The organism is Pseudomonas sp. MAG733B, assembly GCF_036884845.1.
GTDB lineage: Bacteria > Pseudomonadota > Gammaproteobacteria > Pseudomonadales > Pseudomonadaceae > Aquipseudomonas.
Window position 1 is genome coordinate 6232501 of the sequence record NZ_CP145732.1, and the last position, 24241, is coordinate 6256741.

General features: G+C 59.1%; 23 protein-coding genes (1 of these 23 cut by a window edge). 12 read left to right on the forward strand and 11 right to left on the reverse strand.

What is annotated here, in order from left to right; genetic code table 11:
- The 5 genes from msrP to V6Z53_RS28575 form a co-directional block, all read right to left on the reverse strand.
- Window positions 1-317, reverse strand: partial view of a protein-methionine-sulfoxide reductase catalytic subunit MsrP gene (gene msrP, locus V6Z53_RS28555; RefSeq protein ID WP_338583057.1) — the start only. Its footprint begins 697 nt before the window's first position; only the first 317 of its 1014 coding nucleotides appear in the window; it begins with the start codon at window positions 315-317; its stop codon lies beyond the left edge, outside the window.
- Between the two features lie 63 nt (window positions 318-380).
- Entirely contained in the window at window positions 381-1238 is an 858-nt protein-coding gene (gene pssA, locus V6Z53_RS28560; protein ID WP_338583059.1) for a CDP-diacylglycerol--serine O-phosphatidyltransferase, read from the reverse strand.
- Between the two features lie 145 nt (window positions 1239-1383).
- Window positions 1384-2400 carry a ketol-acid reductoisomerase gene (ilvC, locus tag V6Z53_RS28565; RefSeq protein ID WP_007948647.1) on the reverse strand — a complete coding sequence of 339 codons (1017 nt, stop codon included), beginning with the start codon at window positions 2398-2400 and terminating at the stop codon, window positions 1384-1386.
- A 48-nt stretch (window positions 2401-2448) separates the two neighbouring features.
- Window positions 2449-2940: an acetolactate synthase small subunit gene (ilvN, locus tag V6Z53_RS28570; protein WP_003176102.1), complete on the reverse strand. Its 492-nt coding sequence runs from the start codon at window positions 2938-2940 to the stop codon at window positions 2449-2451.
- Window positions 2941-2942: 2 nt separating this feature from the next.
- Window positions 2943-4667 (reverse strand): acetolactate synthase 3 large subunit, encoded by a 1725-nt coding sequence (locus V6Z53_RS28575; protein WP_338583060.1) that lies wholly within the window; start codon window positions 4665-4667, stop codon window positions 2943-2945.
- 400 nt (window positions 4668-5067) lie between these two features.
- On the opposite strand from V6Z53_RS28575, the gene V6Z53_RS28580 reads away from it, so the two are divergent.
- Window positions 5068-5490: a DUF4124 domain-containing protein gene (locus V6Z53_RS28580; RefSeq protein WP_338583061.1), complete on the forward strand. Its 423-nt coding sequence runs from the start codon at window positions 5068-5070 to the stop codon at window positions 5488-5490.
- 18 nt (window positions 5491-5508) lie between these two features.
- On the opposite strand, the gene V6Z53_RS28585 is transcribed toward V6Z53_RS28580, so the two are convergent.
- Genes V6Z53_RS28585 through mrcB form a run of 3 tightly spaced genes read right to left on the reverse strand, consistent with a single transcriptional unit; the run spans window position 5509 to window position 8919 of the window.
- Window positions 5509-5844 (reverse strand): YqcC family protein, encoded by a 336-nt coding sequence (locus tag V6Z53_RS28585; RefSeq protein WP_338583062.1) that lies wholly within the window; start codon window positions 5842-5844, stop codon window positions 5509-5511.
- Window positions 5844-6578, reverse strand: a complete 735-nt coding sequence (locus V6Z53_RS28590; protein WP_338583064.1) for a hypothetical protein — start codon at window positions 6576-6578, stop codon at window positions 5844-5846. Before V6Z53_RS28590 ends, V6Z53_RS28585 begins: the two co-directional genes overlap by 1 nt.
- A gap of 16 nt (window positions 6579-6594) precedes the next feature.
- Complete coding sequence (gene mrcB, locus V6Z53_RS28595) at window positions 6595-8919, reverse strand: penicillin-binding protein 1B (RefSeq protein WP_338583065.1); 2325 nt, start codon at window positions 8917-8919, stop codon at window positions 6595-6597.
- Between the two features lie 115 nt (window positions 8920-9034).
- On the opposite strand from mrcB, the gene V6Z53_RS28600 reads away from it, so the two are divergent.
- From V6Z53_RS28600 to V6Z53_RS28610, 3 genes are all read left to right on the forward strand, one after another.
- Window positions 9035-10591 (forward strand): bifunctional aminoglycoside phosphotransferase/ATP-binding protein, encoded by a 1557-nt coding sequence (locus tag V6Z53_RS28600; protein ID WP_338583066.1) that lies wholly within the window; start codon window positions 9035-9037, stop codon window positions 10589-10591.
- A 91-nt stretch (window positions 10592-10682) separates the two neighbouring features.
- Entirely contained in the window at window positions 10683-11027 is a 345-nt protein-coding gene (locus V6Z53_RS28605) for a pentapeptide repeat-containing protein (protein ID WP_338583068.1), read from the forward strand.
- Window positions 11028-11270: 243 nt separating this feature from the next.
- Window positions 11271-11543 (forward strand): TfoX/Sxy family protein, encoded by a 273-nt coding sequence (locus tag V6Z53_RS28610; RefSeq protein ID WP_007971093.1) that lies wholly within the window; start codon window positions 11271-11273, stop codon window positions 11541-11543.
- 270 nt (window positions 11544-11813) lie between these two features.
- On the opposite strand, the gene V6Z53_RS28615 is transcribed toward V6Z53_RS28610, so the two are convergent.
- Window positions 11814-12686 carry an ABC transporter substrate-binding protein gene (locus tag V6Z53_RS28615; RefSeq protein WP_338583070.1) on the reverse strand — a complete coding sequence of 291 codons (873 nt, stop codon included), beginning with the start codon at window positions 12684-12686 and terminating at the stop codon, window positions 11814-11816.
- 164 nt (window positions 12687-12850) lie between these two features.
- Between V6Z53_RS28615 and V6Z53_RS28620 the strand changes: the two genes are divergently transcribed.
- Window positions 12851-13168 (forward strand): Rieske 2Fe-2S domain-containing protein, encoded by a 318-nt coding sequence (locus V6Z53_RS28620; RefSeq protein ID WP_338583071.1) that lies wholly within the window; start codon window positions 12851-12853, stop codon window positions 13166-13168.
- Here the strand turns inward: V6Z53_RS28620 and sfsA are convergent.
- Both sfsA and V6Z53_RS28630 read right to left on the reverse strand, forming a co-directional pair.
- Window positions 13165-13878, reverse strand: a complete 714-nt coding sequence (gene sfsA, locus V6Z53_RS28625; protein WP_338583072.1) for a DNA/RNA nuclease SfsA — start codon at window positions 13876-13878, stop codon at window positions 13165-13167. The genes V6Z53_RS28620 and sfsA overlap by 4 nt on opposite strands.
- Window positions 13878-15050, reverse strand: a complete 1173-nt coding sequence (locus tag V6Z53_RS28630; protein ID WP_338583074.1) for a pyridoxal phosphate-dependent aminotransferase — start codon at window positions 15048-15050, stop codon at window positions 13878-13880. The genes sfsA and V6Z53_RS28630 overlap by 1 nt, the downstream gene beginning before the upstream one ends.
- A gap of 334 nt (window positions 15051-15384) precedes the next feature.
- Here V6Z53_RS28630 and dksA point away from each other — a divergent pair, with 334 nt between their 5' ends.
- The 7 genes from dksA (at window position 15385) to folK (ending at window position 24081) form a co-directional block, all read left to right on the forward strand.
- Complete coding sequence (dksA, locus tag V6Z53_RS28635) at window positions 15385-15828, forward strand: RNA polymerase-binding protein DksA (protein ID WP_338583075.1); 444 nt, start codon at window positions 15385-15387, stop codon at window positions 15826-15828.
- Between the two features lie 77 nt (window positions 15829-15905).
- Complete coding sequence (gluQRS, locus tag V6Z53_RS28640) at window positions 15906-16802, forward strand: tRNA glutamyl-Q(34) synthetase GluQRS (protein ID WP_338583076.1); 897 nt, start codon at window positions 15906-15908, stop codon at window positions 16800-16802.
- Between the two features lie 77 nt (window positions 16803-16879).
- Complete coding sequence (locus tag V6Z53_RS28645) at window positions 16880-17056, forward strand: hypothetical protein (protein ID WP_003176118.1); 177 nt, start codon at window positions 16880-16882, stop codon at window positions 17054-17056.
- Window positions 17040-19994, forward strand: a complete 2955-nt coding sequence (locus V6Z53_RS28650) for an ATP-binding protein (protein WP_338583077.1) — start codon at window positions 17040-17042, stop codon at window positions 19992-19994. Before V6Z53_RS28645 ends, V6Z53_RS28650 begins: the two co-directional genes overlap by 17 nt.
- Before the next feature lie 22 nt (window positions 19995-20016).
- Window positions 20017-21456, forward strand: coding sequence for a sigma-54 dependent transcriptional regulator (locus V6Z53_RS28655; protein WP_338583078.1), 1440 nt, complete (start codon window positions 20017-20019; stop codon window positions 21454-21456).
- 735 nt (window positions 21457-22191) lie between these two features.
- Complete coding sequence (locus V6Z53_RS28660; RefSeq protein ID WP_338583079.1) at window positions 22192-23592, forward strand: polynucleotide adenylyltransferase PcnB; 1401 nt, start codon at window positions 22192-22194, stop codon at window positions 23590-23592.
- Window positions 23593-23595: 3 nt separating this feature from the next.
- Entirely contained in the window at window positions 23596-24081 is a 486-nt protein-coding gene (folK, locus tag V6Z53_RS28665; RefSeq protein ID WP_338583080.1) for a 2-amino-4-hydroxy-6-hydroxymethyldihydropteridine diphosphokinase, read from the forward strand.
- Window positions 24082-24241 lie beyond the last annotated feature (160 nt).

Here is a 24241-nt window from a genome sequence, read left to right on the forward strand (position 1 = left end):
GGGTCACCTTTGTCAGTACCGAACTCATAGAAGTTGTTGTAGTGGGTCGCATCCTTGAAGGGTGTGATCGCCTCATCTTTAACGTTAACCGCCCCCCATTGGGTAGAAGGAAGCTTTTCGCTAAACCAGGAAGGCGCCTTGCCAGGTTCGACATCCGGGTAACGCGCCGTTTCATCGGCCACCGCCCATCGAGGCAGACCACTCACGGCCAACCCGGCAACGGCAGCACCCAATATATTGCGTCGAGAAAGATAGAAGGATTCAGGCGTGACGTCCGACTCTAGGCAGTCGGACGCTTTTGGGACTTTGATCAGCATGGCTACTCCGCAGCATTGGAGAACAGATGCACCAACAGACTGCGGAGTATGAGGGAAATTACATCACTCGACGCTTTTACGCCGACGAAGATGTAACAAGTACTGCACCGGACCGGAAGCTGCGTAGGCGAGGAACACCAACAGCAGAATGCGCGGCGGATCGCTGAACACCACTGCGAACACCAGGACCACCGCAAGGATCGCCACGAACGGCACGCGCCCTTTCAGGTCCAGCTCCTTGAAGCTGTTGTACTTGATGTTGCTGACCATCAGCATGCCCGCAGCCGCAACCATCAGCGCCACCAGGAAGGACATCTTGGAGCCCTGGATGCCGTAATCACTGAACGCCCAGACAATCCCGGCCACAACACCAGCGGCAGCCGGGCTGGCCAGACCGATGAAGTAGCGCTTGTCGGCGGTGCCGACCTGGGTGTTGAAGCGCGCCAGACGCAGCGCCGCGCCCGCGACATAAATGAAGGCGACCATCCAGCCGACCTTGCCCATGTCACCCAATGCCCAGCCAAACGCCAGCAATGCCGGCGCAACACCGAAGGCGACCATGTCCGACAGCGAGTCGTACTCGGCACCGAAGGCGCTCTGGGTATTGGTCATGCGGGCAACTCGACCGTCGAGACCGTCGAGCACCATGGCGACGAAAATCGCGATGGCGGCGAAAGCAAAATACTTGCTCGCACCAATCGAATCACCGGCACTCAAGGCACTCTGGGCGCTCATGGAGTTGATGATGGAATAGAACCCTGCGAACAGGTTCGCAGTGGTAAACAGATTCGGCAGAAGATAGATGCCACGATGCCGGACTTTACGGCCTTCAGCATCATGCCCTTCTTCGACATGCTCATCGATGGGCAGCAGGCTTTCGGCGTCAGAGGCCTGCTTTGGCTCTTCGGGACGTTCGCTCATGGACAATACCTTGCAACGGGGTGGAAAGTTTCGACAGATGTCTGCGACGCCGGTTCGCATCGCAAACGATGCAGCTTTATACCAGAACAGACCGTCCAAACGAAAAAACGCGGCCTAAGCCGCGTTTTTCGTACAAGTGTCAGACTTAGTTTTTGGCTTTGTCGACGATCTTGTTGGCACCGATCCACGGCATCATGGAGCGCAGTTGCTCGCCGATGATTTCGATACCGTGAGCGGCGTTGTTACGACGCTTGGCGGTCATCGAAGGATAGCCGGTAGCGCCTTCGCTGATGAACATCTTGGCGTATTCGCCGTCCTGAATACGTTTCAGGGCGTTGCGCATGGCCTGACGGGATTCGGCGTTGATCACTTCCGGGCCGGTCACGTACTCGCCGTATTCGGCGTTGTTGGAGATCGAGTAGTTCATGTTGGCGATACCGCCTTCGTACATGAGGTCAACGATCAGCTTCAGTTCGTGCAGGCATTCGAAGTAGGCCATTTCCGGCGCGTAGCCAGCTTCAACCAGGGTTTCGAAACCGGCTTTAACCAGTTCAACGGTACCGCCGCACAGAACGGCTTGTTCGCCGAACAGGTCGGTTTCAGTCTCGTCCTTGAAGGTGGTTTCGATGATGCCGGTACGACCGCCACCAACGCCGGCAGCGTAGGACAGTGCAACGTTTTTGGCGTTGCCCGAAGCGTCCTGATAGATAGCGATCAGGTCAGGGATACCGCCGCCCTTCACGAATTCGGAACGTACGGTGTGACCTGGAGCCTTCGGCGCGATCATGATCACGTCGAGGTCAGCGCGTGGCACTACCTGGTTGTAGTGGATCGCGAAGCCGTGGGAGAAGGCCAGGGTGGCGCCTTTCTTGATGTTCGGCTCGATTTCGTTCTTGTACAGGGCGGACTGGAACTCGTCCGGGGTCAGGATCATGACCAGGTCGGCAGCTGCTACAGCGGAAGCAACGTCAGTCACTTTCAGGCCGTGGGCTTCGGCTTTGGCAACAGTAGCCGAACCTTTACGCAGGCCAACGGTAACGTCAACGCCGGAGTCTTTCAGGTTGCACGCTTGAGCGTGGCCCTGGGAACCGTAACCGATGATGGCAACTTTCTTGCCCTGGATGATCGACAGGTCGCAGTCTTTTTCGTAATAAACTTTCATGAAATTCCCCTATATATCCAGGCCGTGCAGGCCGTTCGCTAATTTGGTTTAGATGCTGAGTACTTTGTCGCCGCGTGCAATCCCGGTTACGCCGCTACGGACGGTTTCCAGAATCGAGGCGGTGCCGATGGACTGAATGAAGCTGTCGAGCTTGTCGCTGGTACCGGTCAGTTGAACGGTATACACGCTGGCGCTCACATCAACGATCTGCCCACGGTAAATATCGGTAGTGCGCTTGATCTCGGCGCGCTGGGCGCCGGTGGCCTTGACCTTAACCAGCATCAGTTCGCGCTCGATGTGAGCACTTTCCGACAGGTCGACCAGTTTTACCACTTCGATCAGCTTGTTCAGGTTCTTGGTGATCTGCTCGATGACTTCATCGTGCCCCACGGTGGTCAGCGTCAGACGCGACAGGGTCGGGTCTTCGGTTGGCGCCACGGTCAGGCTTTCGATGTTGTAGTTGCGCTGCGAGAACAGGCCGACTACGCGAGACAGAGCGCCGGGTTCGTTTTCCAGAAGCAAGGAAATAATGTGCCGCATGATTAGGTACGCTCCGTCTTGCTCAGCCACATATCGCGCATGGAGCCGTCTTTGATCTGCATCGGGTAGACGTGCTCGCTGGTGTCGACCGAAATATCGATCACCACCAGGCGATCTTTCATGGCGAACGCTTCTTCCATCTTCGACTTCAAATCTTTCGAATCGGTGATGCGCATACCAACGTGACCATAAGCCTCCGCCAGCTTGACGAAATCAGGTAGCGATTCCATGTAGGAATGAGAGTGACGGCTGCCGTAGCTCATGTCCTGCCACTGGCGAACCATGCCCAACACACCGTTGTTCAGGATGACGATTTTTACCGGCAAACCATATTGCAGGCAGGTCGACAGTTCCTGAATGTTCATCTGGATGCTGCCCTCGCCCGTTACGCAGGCGACGTCATCATCCGGGAAGTTCAACTTGATGCCCATGGCCGCCGGGAAACCGAAGCCCATGGTGCCCAGGCCACCGGAGTTGATCCAGCGGTTCGGCTTGTTGAACTTGTAGTACTGCGCCGCGAACATCTGATGCTGGCCCACGTCGGAAGCAACAAAGGCATCGCCCTTGGTCACTTCGCACAGGGTTTCGATCACAGCCTGCGGCTTGATGACACTGCCGTCGCCCTTGTCGTAAGGGAACAGGCCGCGATCACCCTTCCACTCATCGATCTGCTTCCACCAGCTGGCAACGGACTCCTTGTTCGGGGTCTCGCCGATTTCCTTGAGGATCGCGACCATTTCGGTCAGGACGCTCTCGACCGGGCCAACGATTGGCACGTCGGCCTTGATGGTCTTGGAAATCGAAGCCGGGTCGATGTCGATGTGAATGATCTTGGCGTTCGGGCAGAACTTCGACGCACCGTTGATAACACGGTCATCAAAGCGCGCGCCGACGGCCAGGATCACGTCAGCATGGTGCATCGCCAGGTTGGCGGTGTAGCTGCCGTGCATGCCGAGCATGCCGATGAACTGACGATCGGTGCCTGGGAAACCGCCCAGGCCCATCAGGGTATTGGTCACTGGCAAGTTGAGCATTTTCGCCAACTCGGTCAGCGGCGCGGAGCCACCACCGAGAATCACGCCGCCGCCCGAGTACATCACGGGACGCTTGGCCGCCAGGAGCATTTCTGCCGCCTTGCGGATTTGCCCGGAGTGACCGCGAACAGCTGGGCTGTAGGAGCGCAACTTGGCTTTTTTCGGGAAGACGTATTCGTACTTCTCGGCCGGGTTGGTCATGTCTTTCGGGATATCGACAACGACTGGGCCAGGACGACCGGATTGCGCCAGGTAGAAGGCTTTCTTCATGACTTCCGGGATTTCCGACGCATGCTTGATCATGAAGCTGTGTTTCACGATCGGCCGGGAGATACCGATCATGTCGGTTTCCTGGAATGCGTCGGTGCCCACCATGGTGCTCGGCACCTGGCCGGAAATCACCACCATCGGAATAGAGTCCATGTAGGCCGTAGCGATACCGGTAATGGCGTTTGTTGCGCCAGGACCGGAAGTCACCAGTACCACACCGGCTTTACCGGTGGCACGGGCGTAGCCGTCAGCCATATGGGTAGCCGCTTGTTCGTGACGAACCAGGATGTGGGTCACTTCCGGTTCTTTGAACAGGGCATCGTATACATGAAGAAGAGCACCACCCGGGTACCCGTAGATATATTTGACGCCTTCGTCACGCAAAAAGCGGACGAGCATCTCACCGCCAGATAAAAGCTCCACGTTGCTCACCTCTAAAACGCCAGAATACCGCCCACGAAAAATGGGACGGGTCTTAATAGGTTTACTTCTCAGCAGAGCATGAGCGACGGTGGTCGCCGACTACGTCAGCACTGACTGAGCAAGTATTGGGATCGTCCCAAGTGTTGCGGGCCTTTCCCACCCAGCGCGAGGTAACGCGTTGCGGGTGTAACAGGTCGGCGCTGGTGTGCGCCTCATGATCTGCTGAGAGGGTCTGCTTCTGGCAGTCCCTGTACAGCGGACTTTGGATTCTTCTGTTTCGCCCTTCGCAAGTCAAGCCGTCAATGTGCTTTATTCTAGTAACCACATGAGAACGCAAGAAAAAACCCATAAATCCCATGTGTGTTAGCTTCAATTGCGCAACTTTTGACAAGGAATTGGCATGCGTACGCACTTCTTCATCGCCGGCCTGATGGTCGCCCTCAGCCCGTTGTCCATGGCCGCGCAGATTTACAAGTGGGTCGACGCCCAAGGCGTTACCCATTTCGATGCGCAGCCACCGCAAGGCCAGCAAGCCACTGTAGTGGTAACGCCCTCCTCACCCGCCAGCAAGCCGCCCACAACCACCAATAGCGGCGTGATCGGCGATCAACGGGCCATCGACAACACCGTAAAGGAGCAGGTCGCCGAGCAGCAGGCAGAACTGAAAGTGTTTTGTGATCAGGCGCGAACAAACCTGGCGCAGCTGCAGAACAACCCGCGGCTCAGGGAGGAAGTGGAAGGAGAATTGCGCCGACTGGATGATGCACAGCGGCAAGAGCGTATAAGCGAAACGCAGAAGCAGATTGCGGATAACTGCCAGTAATCACTGGCAGCGTCCGATTCAACGGGAGGCGGTGATCAGCAGATCAAACTCTTTGAGCAGCACTTGCAGCTGTCGATCCTTGCCCTGGACATTGCGCCCAGCGAAGACCATTTCGGCCATTTCCTGAATGCCCGAAGCGTTCGGCAACGGGAGATCCTGTTCCAGGATTGCCCTCATGCGCGGAAGGAAAATCCACTGCAGCCACTGTTCGAACTCCAGAGTATCGACCGAAAACGGCTCGACACTGGAAAGCGCTTCAGCCGATGGCGAAACCTCGTCCCACCATCCCTGCACACGCAATTCCCGTTCGATCAGCAACAACTTATCGGCGATCTTCGGAAAGCGGCCATCCATTACGACGTAACCTTGGCTTTCTGACGGGCCAATGCGGCGCCAGCCGAATCACCCTGTTTCTCACGCGCCTGAGCGATCAATTCCCACAGGCTGGCCTGAAGTGCCGGACGACCATTGGCGAAAGTCAGGCCACGGCGAGCGAATTGCTCAGCCTGCGGCGCGTCACCTTGCGCCATGCGTACTTGCGCCAGGCGATAAAGCACTTGCGGTTCACGCGGGGCAACACGCTGGGCACGTTCCAGACTTGAAGACGCACCATTGAGGTCGCCGCCAGCCTGTTGCTGCTGAGCGGTGGTCAACAGTGCCAGGACAGGACCGTCCAGTTGCTCATCGGCGGACAGCCCGCCGGAACTGGCCGACGGAATCCCGCTCGGCGTCGACGGCATGCTGTAGCTGCCCTGATTGATCGGCGCGGACTGAACCGGCGACGTATCAATCGGCCCTGGCGTAATCGGACCCGGGGTAATCGGCGTGGTGCTGATCGGCGTCGACGTCGTTGCACCGCCACCCGGCACCATCACGACCACACCGGTATCGCCTTGTGGAATTTCCTGAGCCTGAGATTGCACAGGACGTTTTACTGTCGTCTGACGGTAACCACCGTTCGCAGAAACGCGCTCGCTATTGGAAACCGTGGTGCCGGAGTCCACTACTGGAATCGAGCCACGCTGTACGCTGGAACAACCGCTGAGCAAAGCTACGGCGGCAACCGCTGGAATCAACCACTTGTTCACTTGAAACCCTCTTTGCTTAATTCATCCAGCCTTTGACCCAATCCATCACCGTTTCGCCGGAAGCAGGGCCTTCGCCACCGCATGCGGCGCCGGGAGGCGGTTCGCTGCCGCGAATATACGGCATCTGCACGGCGCCTGGGCAACCGGCATCAGAGCCTTGTCCTGTCCGTGAATCGACCCAGGCCTGAACGACATTATCCGGCTGCGGCATGTCCAGCGGCAACGGATCGGCTTTGCGCATGAAACTGGTCCAGACCTGCAACGCACCGGTAGCGCCAGTGAATGGCGTCTTGCCGTTATCGTCGCGACCGAGCCAGACCACTGCCAGCAAATCCTGGCTGAAGCCCGCGAACCAACTGTCCCGCGAATCGTTACTGGTGCCGGTCTTGCCGGCCAGGGTCAAGGTTTTCGGTAACACGTTGTAAACCGAACTACCGGTACCTTCACGCATGACCCGCTGCATGGCGCTCTGGATCAGGTAAATGGAAGCCGGATCGAAGCGCTGCTGAATCTGGAACGGATAACGCTTGAGCGGTTCGCCTTCGGCCGTCAGCACGCTACGAATCCCGCGCATCGGTGTATTGAAACCACCGTTGGCGAGGGTCTGGTACATGGTCGCCACTTCGATCGGGGTCATGCCGCCCGCCCCCAGCAACATCGACGGGAACGCCGGGAATTCGCGGGTCACCCCCAATCGGCCGAGGGTCTTGAGCACATTCGGCACACCCACCGCCAGGCCAAGACGCGCGGTCGACAGGTTGTAGGAATGCGCCAACCCTTGATACAGGAAAACCGTGCCATGGGAGCGGCGATCATAGTTCTGCGGTTTCCAGACCTGACCGTCCGCACCTTTGACCGAGAAGGATTCGTCTGACAGCCAACTGGTCAATGTGTACTGGCTCGGTTTCTCGAGCGCTGTCAGATAAACCGCCGGCTTGATTAACGAGCCAATCGGTCGCACCGCATCCAGTGCACGGTTGAAACCGGCAAAACTGGCCTGGCGACTGCCGATCATGGCCTGGACTTCGCCGGTTTCCGGATTGGTCACGACCATGGCCGCTTCAACGTCATCGGAACCCTTGCGCCCGGACAGGCGCTTGAAGGTGTCGTTGACCGACGCCTCGGCTTTCATCTGCAGGATCGGGTCGAAGCTGGTGAAGATTCGCAGGCCTTCTTCGGTCAAGTCTTCGTCGCGATAGTCTTCGCGAAGCTGGCGCTTGACCAGATCGAGGAAGCCAGGGAACGAGCTGTCCGCCAATTTGCCTCGCGTTGTCACTCCCAACGGCATTTTCTTCGCGGCAGCGACCTGCTCGGCGGTGGCGACGCCCTGTTGCTCAAGCACATCGAGCACCAGATTGCGCCGCTCGAGCGCCCGCTCAGGGTTGCGACGCGGATTGTAGTAAGACGGGCCCTTGACCATGCCCACCAGCATTGCGACTTGATGCAGCTTCAGTTCCGACAATGGCTGCCCGAAGAAGAACTGGCTGGCCAGACCGAAACCATGCACCGCCCGCTGACCATCCTGGCCGACGAACACTTCATTGAGGTAGGCCTCAAGAATTTCTCGTTTGTCGTAATGCAACTCTAGCAACATCGCCATCATGGCTTCGGTGAGTTTACGGCTCAGGCTGCGTTCACTGGTCAGGTAGAAGTTCTTGACCAGTTGTTGCGTCAGCGTACTGCCGCCCTGGGTCATCTTGCCGCCAGAGGTGTTGACGTAGACGGCTCGTGCAATCGATTTCGGCGACACGCCCCAGTGGCTATAGAAATCCCGATCTTCCACGGCAACCAGGGTTTCCAGCAAATACGGTGGGACCTGATCGATTTTGATCAGAATGCGGTCTTCGAGGTTCTTCGGATAAATCCCGCCGATCAGCAGCGGCTCCAGGCGCACCACGGATAGCTTCGAACCGTTCGTCGCCGAGAGCTCGGCAACGTAGTCACCGGAGAAACGCACTCGTACCGGCTGAGCACTCTCCATGCCTTCATAGAACTGGAAGCCACGGGTATTCAAGTCGACAGTATTGCCGCTAACCGCCGCCGCGCCGGGGCCATTGCTCACGCTTTCACGGCGATAGCCCAAGGCATCGAGCTCAGTGAGAAAGTCGTCGCGGCTCAGCTTTTGTCCGACGAACAGCTCAAGCGGACGTGCGTAAACCTTGGCCGGAATCGTCCAGCGCTTGCCGGAGAACTTCTCCTGCACGATGGCATCGAGATAAACGGCGAATCCGGCCAGCACCACAAGGCCGACCAGACTGAGTTTAAGGGCCCAGCCCAGCCAAGGCCGCAGGCCTCGGGAAGGTGGTTTTTTAGGAGTGCGGGGGGATCGAGTACGAGTCATGGCGGCGGATTATACGCACTTTATTCATACTCAACAGGAGCCCTCCGAGTTTGCGTTAGGCTGGCTAGCCGCCATAATGACGACCTGAATTTTCCAGACTCTGAAGGATCACCCTGTGAGCCAGTCCCTGATCGCCGCCCTGCAAAACCCGGCCCTTTTTCCGCATCCAGTTGACGGGTTTCAGGTCATAGAGACCCATATTTCCTGGGTGCTGCTCACCGGCCCCTATGCCTATAAAGTGAAGAAGCCGGTTAATTTCGGCTTTCTTGACTTCACCACCCTTGAGGCTCGCGAGCATTTTTGCGGCGAAGAGCTGCGTTTGAACCAGCGCCTGACAGATGATTTGTATCTTGAAGTGTTGCCAGTCACTGGCACTGTCGACGCTCCGCAACTGGGCGGCGAAGGCCCGGCCATCGAATACCTGCTGAAAATGCGCCAGTTCCCACAAAGCGGCCTGCTCAGCACCTTGCAGGCCAATGGCGAACTGACCACCGCGCACATCGATGCGATGGCGGCGCAAATTGCCCGGTTCCACCTCAATGCACCGAAAGTACCGAGCGAACACGAAGCCGGCACCCCGGACAGCGTCATGGCACCGGTGCGCCAGAACTTCGATCAGATCCGTCCATTCCTCAGCGACAAGGCTGACCTGCTGCAACTCGACGCCCTGCAAGCCTGGGCAGAGAGCAGCTTCGATCGCCTGAAGCCGGTACTCACCCAGCGCAAGGCCGACGGTTTCATCCGCGAATGCCACGGCGACATTCATTTGGGTAACGCGACGGTGATCGACGGTAACGTCGTGATTTTCGACTGCATCGAGTTCAACGAACCGTTCCGCTTCACCGACGTGTATGCCGACGCCGGTTTCCTCGCCATGGACCTCGAAGATCGCGGCCTGAAGTGCCTGGCTCGTCGCTTCATCAGCCAGTATCTGGAACTGACCGGCGATTATCAGGGCCTGGAGTTGCTCAACTTCTATAAAGCCTACCGTGCATTGGTTCGCGCCAAGGTCTCGCTGTTCAGCATGCCCGCCGACGCCACCCCGGTGCAGCGCGCCACCACCCTGCGCCAATACCGTACCTATGCGAACCTGGCGGAAAGCTACAGCACCATTCCTTCGCGCTTCATGGCCATTACCCACGGTGTTTCCGCCGTTGGCAAAAGCCACGTTGCGATGCGCCTGGTGGAAGCGTTGGGCGCGATTCGCCTGCGCTCCGATGTCGAGCGCAAGCGCCTGTTCGGCGAGCAAACCGTCGCGAACGACCTGCAGGCCGGCATTTATAGTGCCGACGCCAGCACCGCGACTTACAACCGCCTGCATGAAATTGCCGCCGTCATCCTCCACGCCGGTTTCCCGGTAGTAATCGACGCCACTTACCTCAAGCACGACCAGCGCAACAGCGCCGCAAAAGTTGCCGAGGCCACGGGCGCGCCGTTCCTGATTCTCGACTGTAATGCGCCGCAAGCGGTCATCGAGAGCTGGCTGGCCCTGCGCCAGGCAGATAAAGCAGATCCGTCCGACGCCACGCTGGAAGTCATCGCAGCCCAGCAAGCCAGCCGTGAAGCTCTGACGCCAGCAGAGATCCTCTGCAGCAAACGCGTTCAAACCAATGAAAGCGGAACGCTCGACACAGTCGTGGCGCAAATTCGCCAACGCCTGCCAGGCCTGTAAAAAACTATTTCAGTCGTGAGGCGTTTGCCCGCTTCACGGCTGTCAAATAGTGGCACTATACTGGCGTCATAAAACCATCAGGTGATGCGACATGAGCCAGCCGAAACTTCTCGACACCCCGCTTTACGCCTTGCTGCACAAAGACGACATCACAGGTTTTAACAACGAACGCCCCAAGGATGGGCCTGTCGACATGGTCGGTGGTGACTTCCGGGGTCTGGATCTGCGTGAGTTGAACGCCGACGGCGTCGATTTCACAGATGCTTATTTCCGCTCGGCAGATTTGCGCGGCATCGACTTCCGCAAAGCATCGCTTGAAGGCGCGAGTTTGGCTCATGCGCAGATTTCCGGCGCTTACTTTCCGGTAGAGCTGAGTGCAGACGAGATTCTGATGTCGATGAACTTCGGCACCCGACTGCGGTACCGCACCCGCTGACCGTAAACGCAATCTGACAAGTCCGGCGCCCCCGCTTCGCACTGGACTTCGGGCAGACTTGCCCTGAATCCCGACATCTTCAGCATCTATCCCGCTCACTTAGCAGATTTTCCTGCATCCGCGAGCGCCTGCCTCTTAGAAGCATTTGCGTCGAAAACGACCAAACAATCACGCTTTTCCTACTGATGGCTACACTCCTCAGAAGCTTGCCCACGCACCATTCGGCCATCGCAAGGAGGCTTGATGAATGATGAACTGCAACACCTGAAAAATCTTGGCAAGACGTCGGCGCAATGGCTGCATGCCGTGGGCATCCACAGCGCCTCGGACTTGCGTCGCCTGGGGGCGGTGGACGCTTATCGGGCCGTGCGCACCCGCGGGTTTCGAGCGTCCAAGGTGTTGTTGTATGCAATCGAAGGCGCCCTGATGGATGTGCACTGGAACGACATTCCTGCCGAACGCAAAGAAGCCCTGAATAAACAGCTGGAAGCCATCTCGTCGCGCCACAAGAATTGAACCAGTGCCCCTTTCATCCTGGCGCACTAAAAACGACAGACCAATATTCAACGATTACAATGACTTATCGATAGAGCACGACACAAATCAGGTAAACGGAAAATCAGCTGTTGACTTGGTAATGAGAATCGCTATGATTATCACAACTGGTCGCGAGACTGGTCGATATTCTGAAAAGCCCTTGGTTCGGACTCTCAGATTATCTCCTCATCAGGCTAATCACGGTTATTTGACCCGGCTCTTGCCGGGTCTTTTTTTGCCTGTGGAAAACTACTGGCTTACGTCAGCGGGAAAGAACCCGTCTGACAGTTTCTTCAGGCTTTCCGGCAATCGTGGCCCCAACCCGCCTACCAGCAAAGTGGGATCAAGTTCGATGACCCGGCCATCCCTGGCTGCGCGGGTAGAGGCCAGAATCGGATTTTCCTTGAACAACGCTGCCCGCGCCGCGTCACCGCTAAGCGCTCTGTCGGCAAACACCAGCACATCGGGATCCAGACTCACCAGCGACTCGTTGGAAAAGGGCTTGTACCCGGTGTGGGTTGCCAGATTGTGGCCGCCGGCCCGTTGCAGCAACCAATCGGCGGCGGTGTCCTTGCCGGCGATCAACGGCTTGCCGCCAGCGTGTCCGAGCAACAACAGTACACCCGGAGAAGGTTGCTTCAGTTGCGCTTGGGTAACCCGGATCTTCTGCTGCTCCAGCGCCTGTTGATAAGTAGTCAGCAATTGAGTTGCCCGTTCTTCGGCGCCGAGCAACCGGCCCAAATGCTGCAGATTGGTATGCAGCGTCGGCAGGTCCGGCTGGGCCGAGAACAGTTCGACCTGCACGCCTGCGCTACGAATCTGCGAAAGCACCGGTGGCGGCCCCATTTCTTCGGTTCCGACCAGAATCTGCGGGCGCAAACTCAACACACCTTCCGCCGAAAGCTGCCGTTGATACCCGACACTGGGTAAAGCCTTGAGGGATTCCGGGTGTTGACTGGTGGTATCGACGCCCACCAGTTTCGACTCACCGCCCAAGGCGCTGACCCACTCCGAAAGCGCGCCACCGGCACTGACCCAGCGCTGCGGCAAGTCTGCCGCGGCGGCGTGATGACTGGCGAGAAGTCCGACACAAAGCACGGCGACACGGGTACTCAGGCGCATAAACAGCTTCCTTTGAGGGTTTCCCGGGCATCAGGTGGGCAGGCCAAGTATCCTGTGCACCTGGCACCCGCACCCATAGGGCAAGTCAGCCATTTGATAATCGCTTGCATTTTCACGTCAAGCTCGGACATACCCGGTCACAACTGCGCGACCTGAGGATAGGCATGAAATTTCTGTGTACTGGCATTGAGCTGGCCGACGCCAGCAGCCGTGGATTCGAACTCGACGGGCAGAAGCTGTTCGCCGTGCGTCGCGCCGGCCAGGTTTATGTCTATATCAATCGCTGCCCGCACCGCGGTGTCGGGCTCGAGTGGACCCCTGACCAGTTTCTAGATCCGAGCAACAGCCTGATCCAGTGCGCTACCCACGGCGCTCTGTTTTTGATCGAGGACGGCGAATGCGTGTCCGGCCCCTGCGCGGGACAATCGCTGACCCGCGTCGATTGCCGCGAAGACGCACAAGGAATCTGGGTCAGCCTTTAACCGCCGAGCAACACTTCCAAGCGTCGATCCACCACCATTTCTTCATGGGTCAGGCGCACGCCATAGGCCAGCACCTCAACCCCACACGCCACCGCCTCACGCAGGGCCAGCGCGTAGACCGGATCAATTTCTTCGGCAGGACGCACAGCGTCGACCCCGGTGAGGTTCACGCAGTACAACTGCACCGCACGAATCCCGTCCCGCGCCAGATGCGCCAACTCCCGCAAGTGCTTGGCGCCGCGCTGGGTCACCGCATCGGGAAACGCTGCCACCGCGATGCCGTCAAACCCCAGCGTGACACTTTTGACTTCCACATAGGCTGGGCCGTCGGGGTATTCGAGACGAAAATCGATCCGGCTCTTTTCCTGACCGTAGGCCACTTCGCGCTTGAGTTGGGTAAAGCCGTTCAGTTCGGTGATCACCCCGGCCTGCAGCGCTTCCTCGATCAAAGCGTTGGCCCGACCGGTGTTCACGCAAAAGTGACGGCCGTGCGGCGTCTCGCCGATTTCCCAGGTGCCGGGCAACTTGCGCTTGGGGTCGTTGGAGCGGCTGAACCAGACCTGGCCTCCTTCGACCTGACAATTGAGCATCGATCCGGTGTTGGGACAGTGAATGGTCAGCAACTCACCGGTAACGGTTTCGATATCGGCGAGAAAACGCTTATAACGGCGGATCAGCCGACCTTCTTCGAGGGGAGGATGAAAGCGCATCAGCCTTGCCAGCTCCGCAGACCACGCGCGATACGCTCCACCGCTTCCTGCAAGCGTTCGAGGTTCTGCGTGTAGGCAAAACGCACGTGGTGCCCGGCTTGATAACGTCCGAAGTCCAGTCCCGGCGTGAACGCCACGTGCTCGGTTTCGAGGAAGTGCCGGCAAAACGCGAAGGCATCGCCGCCAAACTTGCTGATATCGGCGTACAGGTAGAACGCGCCCTCGGGTTCGACGGCGATCCCGAAGCCCAATTCGCGCAGGGCTGGCAACAGAAAATCCCGACGACGACCGAACTCGGCGCGACGTTCTTCGAGAATGCTGATGGTTGCGGGTTCAAAGCAGGCCAGGGCAGCGTGCTGAGCCATGCTCGGGGCGCTTATGTAGAGATTCTGCGCGAGTTTCTCCAGTTCACCGACTGCCGCTTCCGGCGCCACCAGCCAGCCGAGTCGCCAACCGGTCATGCCGAAATACTTGGAAAAACTATTCAGCACAAAGGCGCTGTCATCGACTTCCAGCACGCTGGCCGCATCGGTGCCGTAGGTCAGGCCGTGATAGATCTCGTCCACCACCAGATGACCGTGGCGTTCCTTGATCGCACGGGACAGCCCGGCCAACTCATCCCGGGTCAGGATCGTCCCCGTCGGATTGGCCGGCGACGCGACCAACGCACCCACGCTATCGTGGTCCCAATACCGCTCGACCAGATCCGGCGTCAGTTGATAACGCACATCCGGACCAACAGGAACAAGCTGCGCAGCGCCTTCCACCAAGCGCAGGAAATGCCGGTTGCACGGGTAACCTGGATCCGCCAGCAGCCAGTGCTTGCCCGGATCCACCAGCAAGGCGCTGGCCAGCAGCAGCGCGCCGGAACCGCCCGGCGTGATGAGGATGCGTCGCGGGTCAATGTTCAACCCATAACGCTGCTGATAAAAGCCCGAAATGGCCTCACGCAGCTCGGGAATCCCACGCGCGGCGGTGTAGCGCGTCTTCCCCGCCGTCAATGCCGCCTGACCGGCACGGATGATCGGTTCGGCGGTAGTGAAGTCCGGCTCGCCGATTTCCAGGTGAATCACATCGTGACCGGCGGCCTGTAATTCATTGGCCCGCGCCAGCAACGCCATGACATGAAAAGGTTCGATCGCGCGACTGCGGGCACTGTAGGACTGAGCCATTGGCCTTCCTTCAACGGGGAAAAGAACCGATTCTACCCAAGCGCAGGAACGAGCGAGAACCTAAAGCGGTCAGAGGCCATAAGACCCCGGTCACAAACGACTCAAGCGAGTGCCCAAGGTTTGACTAAAATCATTAATTGAGCAGGTCTCCACCCCCACCAGACAGCGCTTTGCCACCATCTGCGAGCGCCTCAGGCCGCAACCTCGACATCCGGGAGTAGCGCGCTCTGATTTGATCTGGTAAGTTCGCCCGCTTGCAGCCGCAGGGCCGGCAGGTGTCGGTGATGGAGCAATCCTGCGCAGATGGATTACAAGAGTAGAGGCGGTCTATTTCATGTCCACCCAAGCAAAGCAACAGGCAACCCCGTCGATCAGCGGCTTCGAACCCTACAAAGAAGTGAAGGGCGAGGAGTACATGGGCAAGCCCATGCGCGCGCACTTCACCAAGGTCCTGAACAAGTGGAAACAGGACTTGATGCAGGAAGTCGACCGTACGGTTGATCACATGAAGGACGAAGCAGCCAACTTCCCGGACCCGGCCGACCGTGCCAGCCAGGAAGAAGAGTTCGCCCTCGAACTGCGAGCCCGCGATCGTGAGCGCAAGTTGATCAAAAAGATCGACAAGACGCTGCAATTGATCGAAGACGAAGAATATGGCTGGTGCGAGTCCTGCGGCGTCGAAATCGGCGTCAAGCGTCTGGAAGCCCGCCCTACCGCCGACATGTGCGTTGACTGCAAGACCCTGGCGGAAATCAAGGAAAAGCAAGTCGGCAAATAATTGCGACTTGAACGAAGAACGGAGCGTGCGAACGCTCCGTTTTTGTTTCTGATGTTTTTTTGGCTTTAAATGTATTCATGACCGCCATCACCTCCCCCACCTACATCGGGCGCTTCGCCCCTACGCCCAGTGGCCATTTGCATTTCGGCTCGCTGGTCGCCGCATTGGCTTCGTACCTCGACGCGCGCTCGGTGGGCGGCCGCTGGCTGATGCGCATGGAAGACCTTGACCCGCCCCGCGAAGAACCCGGCGCCCAAGCCGCGATCCTCAAGGCGCTGGAAAGCTATGGTTTCGAGTGGGATGGCGAAATGGTTCGCCAGAGTGACCGCCACGATGCCTACGCCGAAGTGCTCAATCGCCTGTTCAATCACGGCCTGGCCTACGCGTGCACGTGCTCGCGCAAACAACTGGAGCCGTATCACGGCATTTATCCGGGACTCTGCCGCAATGCCGGGCACAGCACCGAAGACGCCGCCATCCGCGTGCGTGTCCCCGAACTGGACTACCACTTCATCGACCGGGTGCAGGGCAAATTCCATCAACACCTGGGCCGGGATGTCGGTGATTTCGTGATTCGCCGCCGCGACGGGCTCTACGCCTATCAACTGGCGGTGGTGCTGGACGATGCCTGGCAAGGCATCACCGACATCGTGCGCGGCGCCGACCTTCTCGACTCCACGCCACGCCAGCTCTACTTGCAGGAGCTGCTTGGCCTGCGGCAACCGCGTTACCTGCACATCCCGCTGATTACCCAGCCCGATGGCAACAAACTCGGCAAGTCCTACCGTTCGCCACCGCTGACCGAAGATCAGGCCACGCCTTTGCTACTACGGGCCTTGCGTGCGCTGGGACAAAATCCCGGCGCCGAACTGGCTTACGCCACGCCACGGGAAGTGCTGGATTGGGGGATCGCTCACTGGGACGCCCTGCTGATCCCGCGCACACTCAGCCTGCCCGAGGCGCAGCTACAGTGATCGTGCTTGCAGTGGCGCGCCCATCCGTTACCATCGCCGCACGTTTTCGGGCACCCGCATAAAAAAGAGAGGCCGGGATGTACATCTATCGCTTGGTCCTGCTCCTGGTAGTGGGGATTTATCTGTTTTCCCCGGCCATCATGGATTGGTGGATCGACGCCACTGGCGCCTGGTATCGCCCGTATCTGCTCTGGCTGATCCTGATCGTCGTGACCTTCATCCTGCAGAGCCAAAAAGATGCCGATGAGCTTTAGCCTGACCCAGATGATCCTGATCAGCGCCGCGTACCTGGCGGTGCTGTTCGGTGTGGCCTGGATCAGTGAACGGGGCATGATCCCGCGGGCGATCATTCGCCACCCGCTCACCTACACCCTGTCGCTGGGCGTCTATGCCAGTGCCTGGGCGTTTTATGGCACCGTGGGCCTGGCGTATCAGTACGGTTATGGCTTCCTGTCCAGCTATCTCGGTGTGTCCGGCGCATTCCTGCTCGCGCCCGTGTTGCTGTATCCGATCCTGAAGATCACCCGCACTTATCAGCTGTCGTCCCTCGCCGACCTGTTCGCGTTTCGCTTCCGCAGCACCTGGGCCGGTGCGCTCACGACGATTTTCATGCTGATCGGTGTGTTGCCGCTTCTGGCACTGCAGATTCAGGCGGTGGCCGACTCCATCGGCATCCTCACCCGCGAGCCGGTGCAGCATCGCGTAGCCCTGAGTTTCTGCGCCCTGATTACGCTGTTCACCATTTTCTTCGGCTCCCGGCACATCGCTACCCGCGAGAAGCATGAAGGATTGGTGTTCGCGATTGCCTTCGAGTCGGTCATCAAGTTGATTGCCCTCGGCGGCGTCGGCCTCTACGCGCTGTACGGCGTGTTCGACGGCCCGCAACAACTGGAACTGTGGCTGCTGCAAAACCAGACCGCCCTCGCCGCCCTGCACACGCCATTGCAGGAAGGCCCGTGGCGTACGCTGCTGCTGGTGTTCTTCGCCTCGGCGATCGTGATGCCGCACATGTACCACATGACCTTCACCGAAAACCTCAACCCGCGCTCGCTGGTCAGCGCGAGCTGGGGTCTGCCGCTGTTCCTGTTGCTGATGAGTTTGGCAGTGCCGCTGATTCTCTGGGCCGGGCTGAAACTCGGCGCCACGACCAACCCGGAATATTTCACGCTGGGCATCGGCATCGCCGCCAACAGCAAGGCTTTGGCGCTGCTGGCGTATGTCGGCGGATTGTCCGCTGCCAGTGGCCTGATCATCGTCACCACCCTCGCTCTGTCGGGGATGGCGCTCAACCATTTGGTGTTACCGCTGTATCAGCCTCCGGCGGAAGGCAACATCTATCGCTGGTTGAAATGGACACGCCGGGCGCTGATCGTCGCGATCATTATGGCCGGTTACGGTTTCTACCTATTGCTAGGCGCCGAGCAGGACCTGGCCAACCTCGGCATTGTCGCGTTTGTGGCCACGCTGCAATTCCTGCCGGGCGTGCTGTCGGTTCTGTACTGGCCGACCGCCAACCGCCGCGGCTTCATCGCCGGTTTGCTGGCGGGGATTCTGGTGTGGCTGGTGACCATGCTGCTGCCGCTGGTCGGCAATCTGCAAGGCTTCTACATTCCGCTGTTGAACATGATCTACGTGCTGGACGACACCAGTTGGCACATGGCCGCGATCGCCTCGCTGGCCGCCAACGTACTGATGTTCACCCTGATCTCGCTGTTCACCAACGCCAGCACCGAAGAGGCCAGCGCCGCCGAAGCCTGCGCCGTGGACAACGTGCGTCGCCCGCAACGCCGCGAACTGCATGCCGCCTCGCCGCAGGAATTCGCCACACAACTGGCCAAACCGTTGGGGGCAAAAGCAGCGCAGAAGGAAGTCGAACAAGCCCTGCGCGACCTTTACCTGCCTTTCGACGAGCGCCGACCGTATGCCTTACGCCGCTTGCGTGATCGCATCGAAGCCAACCTCTCTGGCCTGATGGGCCCGAGCGTGGCCCAGGACATGGTCGAGACATTCCTGCCGTATAAGGCCGGCGGCGAAAACTATGTCACCGAAGACATCCACTTCATCGAAAGCCGTCTCGAGGACTATCACTCGCGCCTGACCGGCCTGGCTGCTGAACTCGATGCACTGCGCCGCTATCACCGCCAGACCCTGCAAGAGTTGCCGATGGGCGTTTGCTCACTGGCCAAGGATCAGGAAATCCTCATGTGGAACAAAGCCATGGAGGAGCTGACCGGGATCGCCGCGCAGCGTGTGGTCGGTTCGCGCCTGAGCACCATCGCCGATCCGTGGAAAGAACTGCTGCAAGGCTTCATCAACGTTCCGGACGAACACTTGCACAAGCAGCACCTGGCCCTCGACGGCCAGACCCGCTGGCTGAACCTGCACAAGGCGGCCATCGACGAACCGCTCGCGCCGGGCAACAGCGGCCTGGTACTGCTGGTAGAAGACCTGACCGAAACGCAGATGCTCGAAGACAAACTGGTGCACTCCGAGCGTCTGGCCAGCATTGGTCGACTGGCTGCCGGCGTGGCCCATGAAATCGGTAACCCGATCACCGGCATCGCCTGTCTCGCGCAGAACCTGCGCGAAGAGCGCGAGGAGGACGGCGAGCTCAAGGAAATCAGCGGACAGATCCTCGAACAGACCAAACGCGTGTCGCGCATCGTGCAATCGCTGATGAGCTTTGCCCATGCCGGCAGCCACCAGCACAGCGACGAGCCCGTCTGTCTGGCTGAGGTCGCTCAGGACGCCATCGGCCTGCTGGCCCTGAACCGACGCAATTTCGAAGTGCAGTTCTACAACCTGTGCGATCCCGAACACTGGGTCGAAGGCGACCCGCAACGGCTCGCCCAAGTCTTGATCAACCTGCTCTCAAACGCCCGCGACGCCTCGCCTCCCGGCAGCGCGGTGCGGGTCAAGAGCGAAGCCGGCGAACACACGGTCGACCTGATCGTGGAAGACGAAGGCAGCGGTATTCCGAAGAACATCATGGATAGATTGTTCGAACCTTTCTTCACCACCAAGGACCCGGGTGAAGGCACCGGTCTGGGCCTTGCACTGGTCTATTCCATCGTTGAAGAGCATTATGGACAAATCACCATCGACAGCCCGGCTGATGTTCAGAGCCAACGCGGCACCCGTATCCGGGTGACATTACCGCGTCATGTCGAAGCGACGTCCGCTGTGAACTGAGACCGTCGAGAGTATCGAATCAATGCCGCACATTTTGATCGTCGAAGACGAAACAATTATCCGCTCCGCCTTGCGCCGCCTGCTGGAACGCAACCAGTACCAGGTCAGCGAAGCCGGTTCAGTGCAGGAAGCACAAGAACGCTTCACCATTCCCACGTTCGACCTGATCGTCAGTGACCTGCGCCTGCCGGGCGCTCCGGGCACCGAGCTGATCAAACTCGGCCAGGGCACTCCGGTGCTGATCATGACCAGTTACGCCAGCCTGCGCTCGGCGGTCGACTCGATGAAGATGGGCGCGGTGGATTACATCGCCAAGCCTTTCGATCACGACGAAATGCTCCAGGCCGTTGCGCGTATCCTGCGTGACCGCCAATCGGCGCAAGCCAGCGGTGAACCGGTTGCCGGCAAGGCCAGCAATGGCGCGGCCAAACCGGGCATCGATAACAGCAACGGCGAGATCGGTATCATCGGCTCGTGCCCACCGATGCAGGATCTGTACAGCAAGATCCGCAAGGTCGCGCCGACCGACTCAAACGTCCTGATCCAGGGCGAATCCGGCACCGGTAAAGAACTGGTGGCCCGCGCCCTGCACAACCTGTCCAAACGCGCGAAGGCGCCGATGATCTCGGTGAACTGCGCGGCCATTCCGGAAAGCCTGATCGAGTCCGAACTGTTCGGCCACGAAAAAGGTGCGTTCACTGGCGCCAGCGCCGGGCGCGCAGGTCTGGTGGAAGCAGCCGATGGCGGCACTCTGTTCCTCGATGAAATCGGCGAACTGCCGCTGGAAGCCCAGGCACGTCTGCTGCGTGTGCTTCAGGAAGGCGAAATTCGCCGGGTTGGTTCGGTCCAGTCGCAGAAAGTCGATGTGCGCCTGATCGCCGCGACCCACCGCGACCTCAAGAGCCTGGCGAAGATCGGCCAGTTCCGTGAGGACTTGTACTACCGCCTCCACGTGATCGCCCTGAAGCTGCCGGCCCTGCGCGAGCGCGGTGCCGACGTCAATGAAATCGCCAATGCGTTCCTGGCGCGACAGAGCGCGCGGATCAACCGCACCGACCTGAAATTCGCCCCGGACGCGGAACAAGCCATTCGTCATTACTCCTGGCCCGGCAACGTTCGTGAGCTGGAAAACGCCGTCGAGCGCGCCGTGATCCTGAGCGAGAGCCCGGAGATTTCCGCCGAGCTGCTGGGTATCGACATCGAGCTGGGTGATCTGGACGACGACGAGTTCATCGGCCTGCCCCCGCAACAGGGCAACGGCAACGCCAGTAACAACAACCACGAACCGACCGAGGACCTGTCCCTGGAAGACTACTTCCAGCACTTCGTGCTCGAGCATCAGGACCACATGACCGAAACCGAGCTGGCGCGCAAACTCGGGGTCAGCCGCAAGTGCCTGTGGGAACGCCGTCAACGCCTGGGCATTCCACGGCGCAAGACCGGGGTGGCCAGCGAGAGCTGAACCGCAGCTGTCTGATGTGTGGGTAACACGTGACTTGTTGAAAAAACTGTTACCTCAGCTTTTTCACGTAACAGAAGCCGGGGCTTACGGTAACGAAGCCCCGGCTTTTTTTCGCCTGCACAAACCCCGTCAGCACGCCCAACCCCTTGTTTTACTGGGGTTCGCAAAAGTTGGCACGCACCCTGCTATATGTTTGGTACAAGAACAATAACAAGCAATGTACAAGACAATAAAAATAAGACGAATCGACTCACGCACAATAAAAACAAGACGGCGAGAGGCGCAGCTAACTGATTCTTTTGGAGAGGCGTTGTATTTGGGGCTTGCCCCACGACCAGGCCGAGAACAACAAAAAACTGTCTTAAGACAGAGCCTGTACTGGTTGGATCGAAAGATCACTGCAATTCAGCGACCAAAGCAATCCGTTTGCTCTTGGCTCCCGATTGGGAGGGTCATGAAGGAAAGCTTCATGGCGAGGGCACTCAACAAAAACAAGAAGCCCGAAACCAATAACAAAAATAGAGCATGCAACTACTTCTTGGGGAGCTTCGGCTCCCCTTGTAGTTTCTGCGATTCGAGAAACCCTGCAAAACTGCCCGCTTTCAGCTGTAAGCATGCGCCTTACAGCTCATATCTGCTGCGTCCTACACCATCCCCCGACTAAATGCTAGAATCCCCGCCCATCATGCGGTCATTCTTTGTTTTGGCCGAACATTCCTTCAAACAGTGCATCCCATGCTGAAGAAGCTGTTCCAGTCATTCCGTACTCCCCTGCGTCGTACGCAACACATTCGCAGCACGCCTGAAGTGCTCAACAGCGGCCAACACTCGCTGCAAAAGGCTCAATTCAGCCGTTACGCGGTGAACATCGTCGAACGCCTGCAGGGCGCCGGCTACCAGGCCTACCTGGTCGGCGGTTGCGTGCGTGACATGCTGCTCGGCATCACGCCGAAAGACTTCGACGTCGCCACCAGCGCCACACCCGAGCAAGTCCGGGCCGAATTCCGCAACGCGCGAATCATCGGTCGACGTTTCAAACTGGTGCACATCCACTTCGGCCGCGAAATCATCGAAGTCGCCACCTTCCGCGCCAATCACCCGCAAAACGATGAAGAGGAAGACAACAACCAATCCTCACGCAACGAAAGCGGGCGCATCCTGCGCGATAACGTCTACGGCACCCTGGAAGAAGACGCGCAACGCCGCGACTTCACCATCAACGCCCTGTATTACGATCCGGTCAGCGAGCGCATCCTCGACTACGCCAACGGCGTACACGACATCCGCAATCAGCTGATTCGCCTGATCGGCGATCCGAAGCAGCGCTACCAGGAAGACCCGGTCCGGATGCTGCGCGCGGTGCGTTTCGCCGCCAAGCTGAATTTCGGCATCGAAAAACACAGCGCCCTGCCGATCCGCGACCTGGCAAAGACGCTGCGCGATATCCCGGCGGCCCGTCTGTTCGAAGAAGTACTCAAGCTGTTCCTTTCCGGCCATGCCGCGGACACCTTCGAGATGCTGGTCGACCTGCAACTGTTCGATCCGCTGTTCCCGGCCAGTGCCGAGGCGCTGGAATACAACCCGACCTACACCCACACCTTGATCAGCGAAGCACTGATCAACACCGATCTGCGGATCAAGCAGAACAAACCGGTGACTCCGGCGTTCCTGTTCGCTGCCCTGCTGTGGCCAGCCCTGCCGGCGCGCGTATTGCGCCTGCAAGAGCGTGGCATGCCGCCGATTCCGGCGATGCAGGAAGCGGCTCACGAGCTGATTGCCGAACAGTGCCAGCGCATCGCGATTCCAAAACGCTTCACCATGCCGATCCGCGAGATCTGGGACATGCAGGAGCGCCTGCCTCGTCGCAGCGGAAAACGTGCCGACCTGTTGCTGGACAACCCGCGATTCCGCGCCGGCTACGACTTCCTGCTGCTGCGTGAAAGCGCGGGCGAGCAGACCGATGGCCTGGGCGAATGGTGGACGGATTATCAAGATGCCAACGAAAGTGAACGTCGTGACATGATCCGCGACCTCAGCGGCAAGGACGAAGGCACCGGTGCACCGCGCAAACGTCGTCGTAGCGGCGGTTCCAAGCGCAAGCGCGCCGCCGGCGTTTCGAGCACCACAGACGAGTAATCCATGGAACGCATCTACATCGGCATGGGCAGCAACCTCGCTGACCCTGCCGAACAATTGCGCAGCGCCGTCGAAGCGCTGGCGCAATTACCGCAATCGGAGCTGGTCGGAGTTTCCGCCTTTTATCAAAGCGACTCGCTGCTCCCCGGCCAACCGCGCTATACCAACGCGGTTGCCGCTATCGACAGCACCCTTGCCCCACTGGACCTGCTCGATGCGCTGCAAGCCATCGAAAACGGTCAGGGCCGTGAGCGTCTTGAGCGCTGGGGCCCGCGTACGCTGGATCTCGACATCCTGCTGTTCGGTGACCGCCTGATCGATGAGCCGCGCCTCAAAGTCCCGCACTACCATATGCAAGAGCGAGCCTTTGTGCTGTATCCGCTGGCCGAGCTTGCGCCTGGGGATCTGCGTTTGGCCGATGGTCGCAAGTTGACCGATTTGCTCGCCGCATGCCCGTTCGTCGGCCTCGAACGCCTGACTCCGAGCTAACACCGCCCCCTGTAGGAGCAAAGCTTGCTCGCGATGACGGACTCACATCTGACATCTACATCAGCTGGCGCGCCGCTTTCGCGAGCAAGCTTTGCTCCTACAGAAACTACCTACGCCGAGCAGCACCACAGCAGCCAGCCTGCTGAATCGCATCAGTCCC

Excerpts from the sequence above, each read along its gene's own strand:
- V6Z53_RS28630 (WP_338583074.1), bottom strand. The coding sequence starts at position 15,050 with ATGGCTCAGTCCTACAGTGCCCGCAGTCGCGCGATCGAACCTTTTCAT.
- pssA (WP_338583059.1), bottom strand. The coding sequence starts at position 1,238 with ATGAGCGAACGTCCCGAAGAGCCAAAGCAGGCCTCTGACGCCGAAAGC.
- ilvN (WP_003176102.1), bottom strand. The coding sequence starts at position 2,940 with ATGCGGCACATTATTTCCTTGCTTCTGGAAAACGAACCCGGCGCTCTG.
- V6Z53_RS28660 (WP_338583079.1), top strand. The coding sequence starts at position 22,192 with ATGCTGAAGAAGCTGTTCCAGTCATTCCGTACTCCCCTGCGTCGTACG.
- V6Z53_RS28655 (WP_338583078.1), top strand. The coding sequence starts at position 20,017 with ATGCCGCACATTTTGATCGTCGAAGACGAAACAATTATCCGCTCCGCC.
- folK (WP_338583080.1), top strand. The coding sequence starts at position 23,596 with ATGGAACGCATCTACATCGGCATGGGCAGCAACCTCGCTGACCCTGCC.
- V6Z53_RS28610 (WP_007971093.1), top strand. The coding sequence starts at position 11,271 with ATGAATGATGAACTGCAACACCTGAAAAATCTTGGCAAGACGTCGGCG.
- V6Z53_RS28620 (WP_338583071.1), top strand. The coding sequence starts at position 12,851 with ATGAAATTTCTGTGTACTGGCATTGAGCTGGCCGACGCCAGCAGCCGT.
- gluQRS (WP_338583076.1), top strand. The coding sequence starts at position 15,906 with ATGACCGCCATCACCTCCCCCACCTACATCGGGCGCTTCGCCCCTACG.
- V6Z53_RS28650 (WP_338583077.1), top strand. The coding sequence starts at position 17,040 with ATGCCGATGAGCTTTAGCCTGACCCAGATGATCCTGATCAGCGCCGCG.
- V6Z53_RS28605 (WP_338583068.1), top strand. The coding sequence starts at position 10,683 with ATGAGCCAGCCGAAACTTCTCGACACCCCGCTTTACGCCTTGCTGCAC.
- ilvC (WP_007948647.1), bottom strand. The coding sequence starts at position 2,400 with ATGAAAGTTTATTACGAAAAAGACTGCGACCTGTCGATCATCCAGGGC.
- V6Z53_RS28645 (WP_003176118.1), top strand. The coding sequence starts at position 16,880 with ATGTACATCTATCGCTTGGTCCTGCTCCTGGTAGTGGGGATTTATCTG.
- dksA (WP_338583075.1), top strand. The coding sequence starts at position 15,385 with ATGTCCACCCAAGCAAAGCAACAGGCAACCCCGTCGATCAGCGGCTTC.
- sfsA (WP_338583072.1), bottom strand. The coding sequence starts at position 13,878 with ATGCGCTTTCATCCTCCCCTCGAAGAAGGTCGGCTGATCCGCCGTTAT.
- V6Z53_RS28615 (WP_338583070.1), bottom strand. The coding sequence starts at position 12,686 with ATGCGCCTGAGTACCCGTGTCGCCGTGCTTTGTGTCGGACTTCTCGCC.
- mrcB (WP_338583065.1), bottom strand. The coding sequence starts at position 8,919 with ATGACTCGTACTCGATCCCCCCGCACTCCTAAAAAACCACCTTCCCGA.
- V6Z53_RS28580 (WP_338583061.1), top strand. The coding sequence starts at position 5,068 with ATGCGTACGCACTTCTTCATCGCCGGCCTGATGGTCGCCCTCAGCCCG.
- V6Z53_RS28585 (WP_338583062.1), bottom strand. The coding sequence starts at position 5,844 with ATGGATGGCCGCTTTCCGAAGATCGCCGATAAGTTGTTGCTGATCGAA.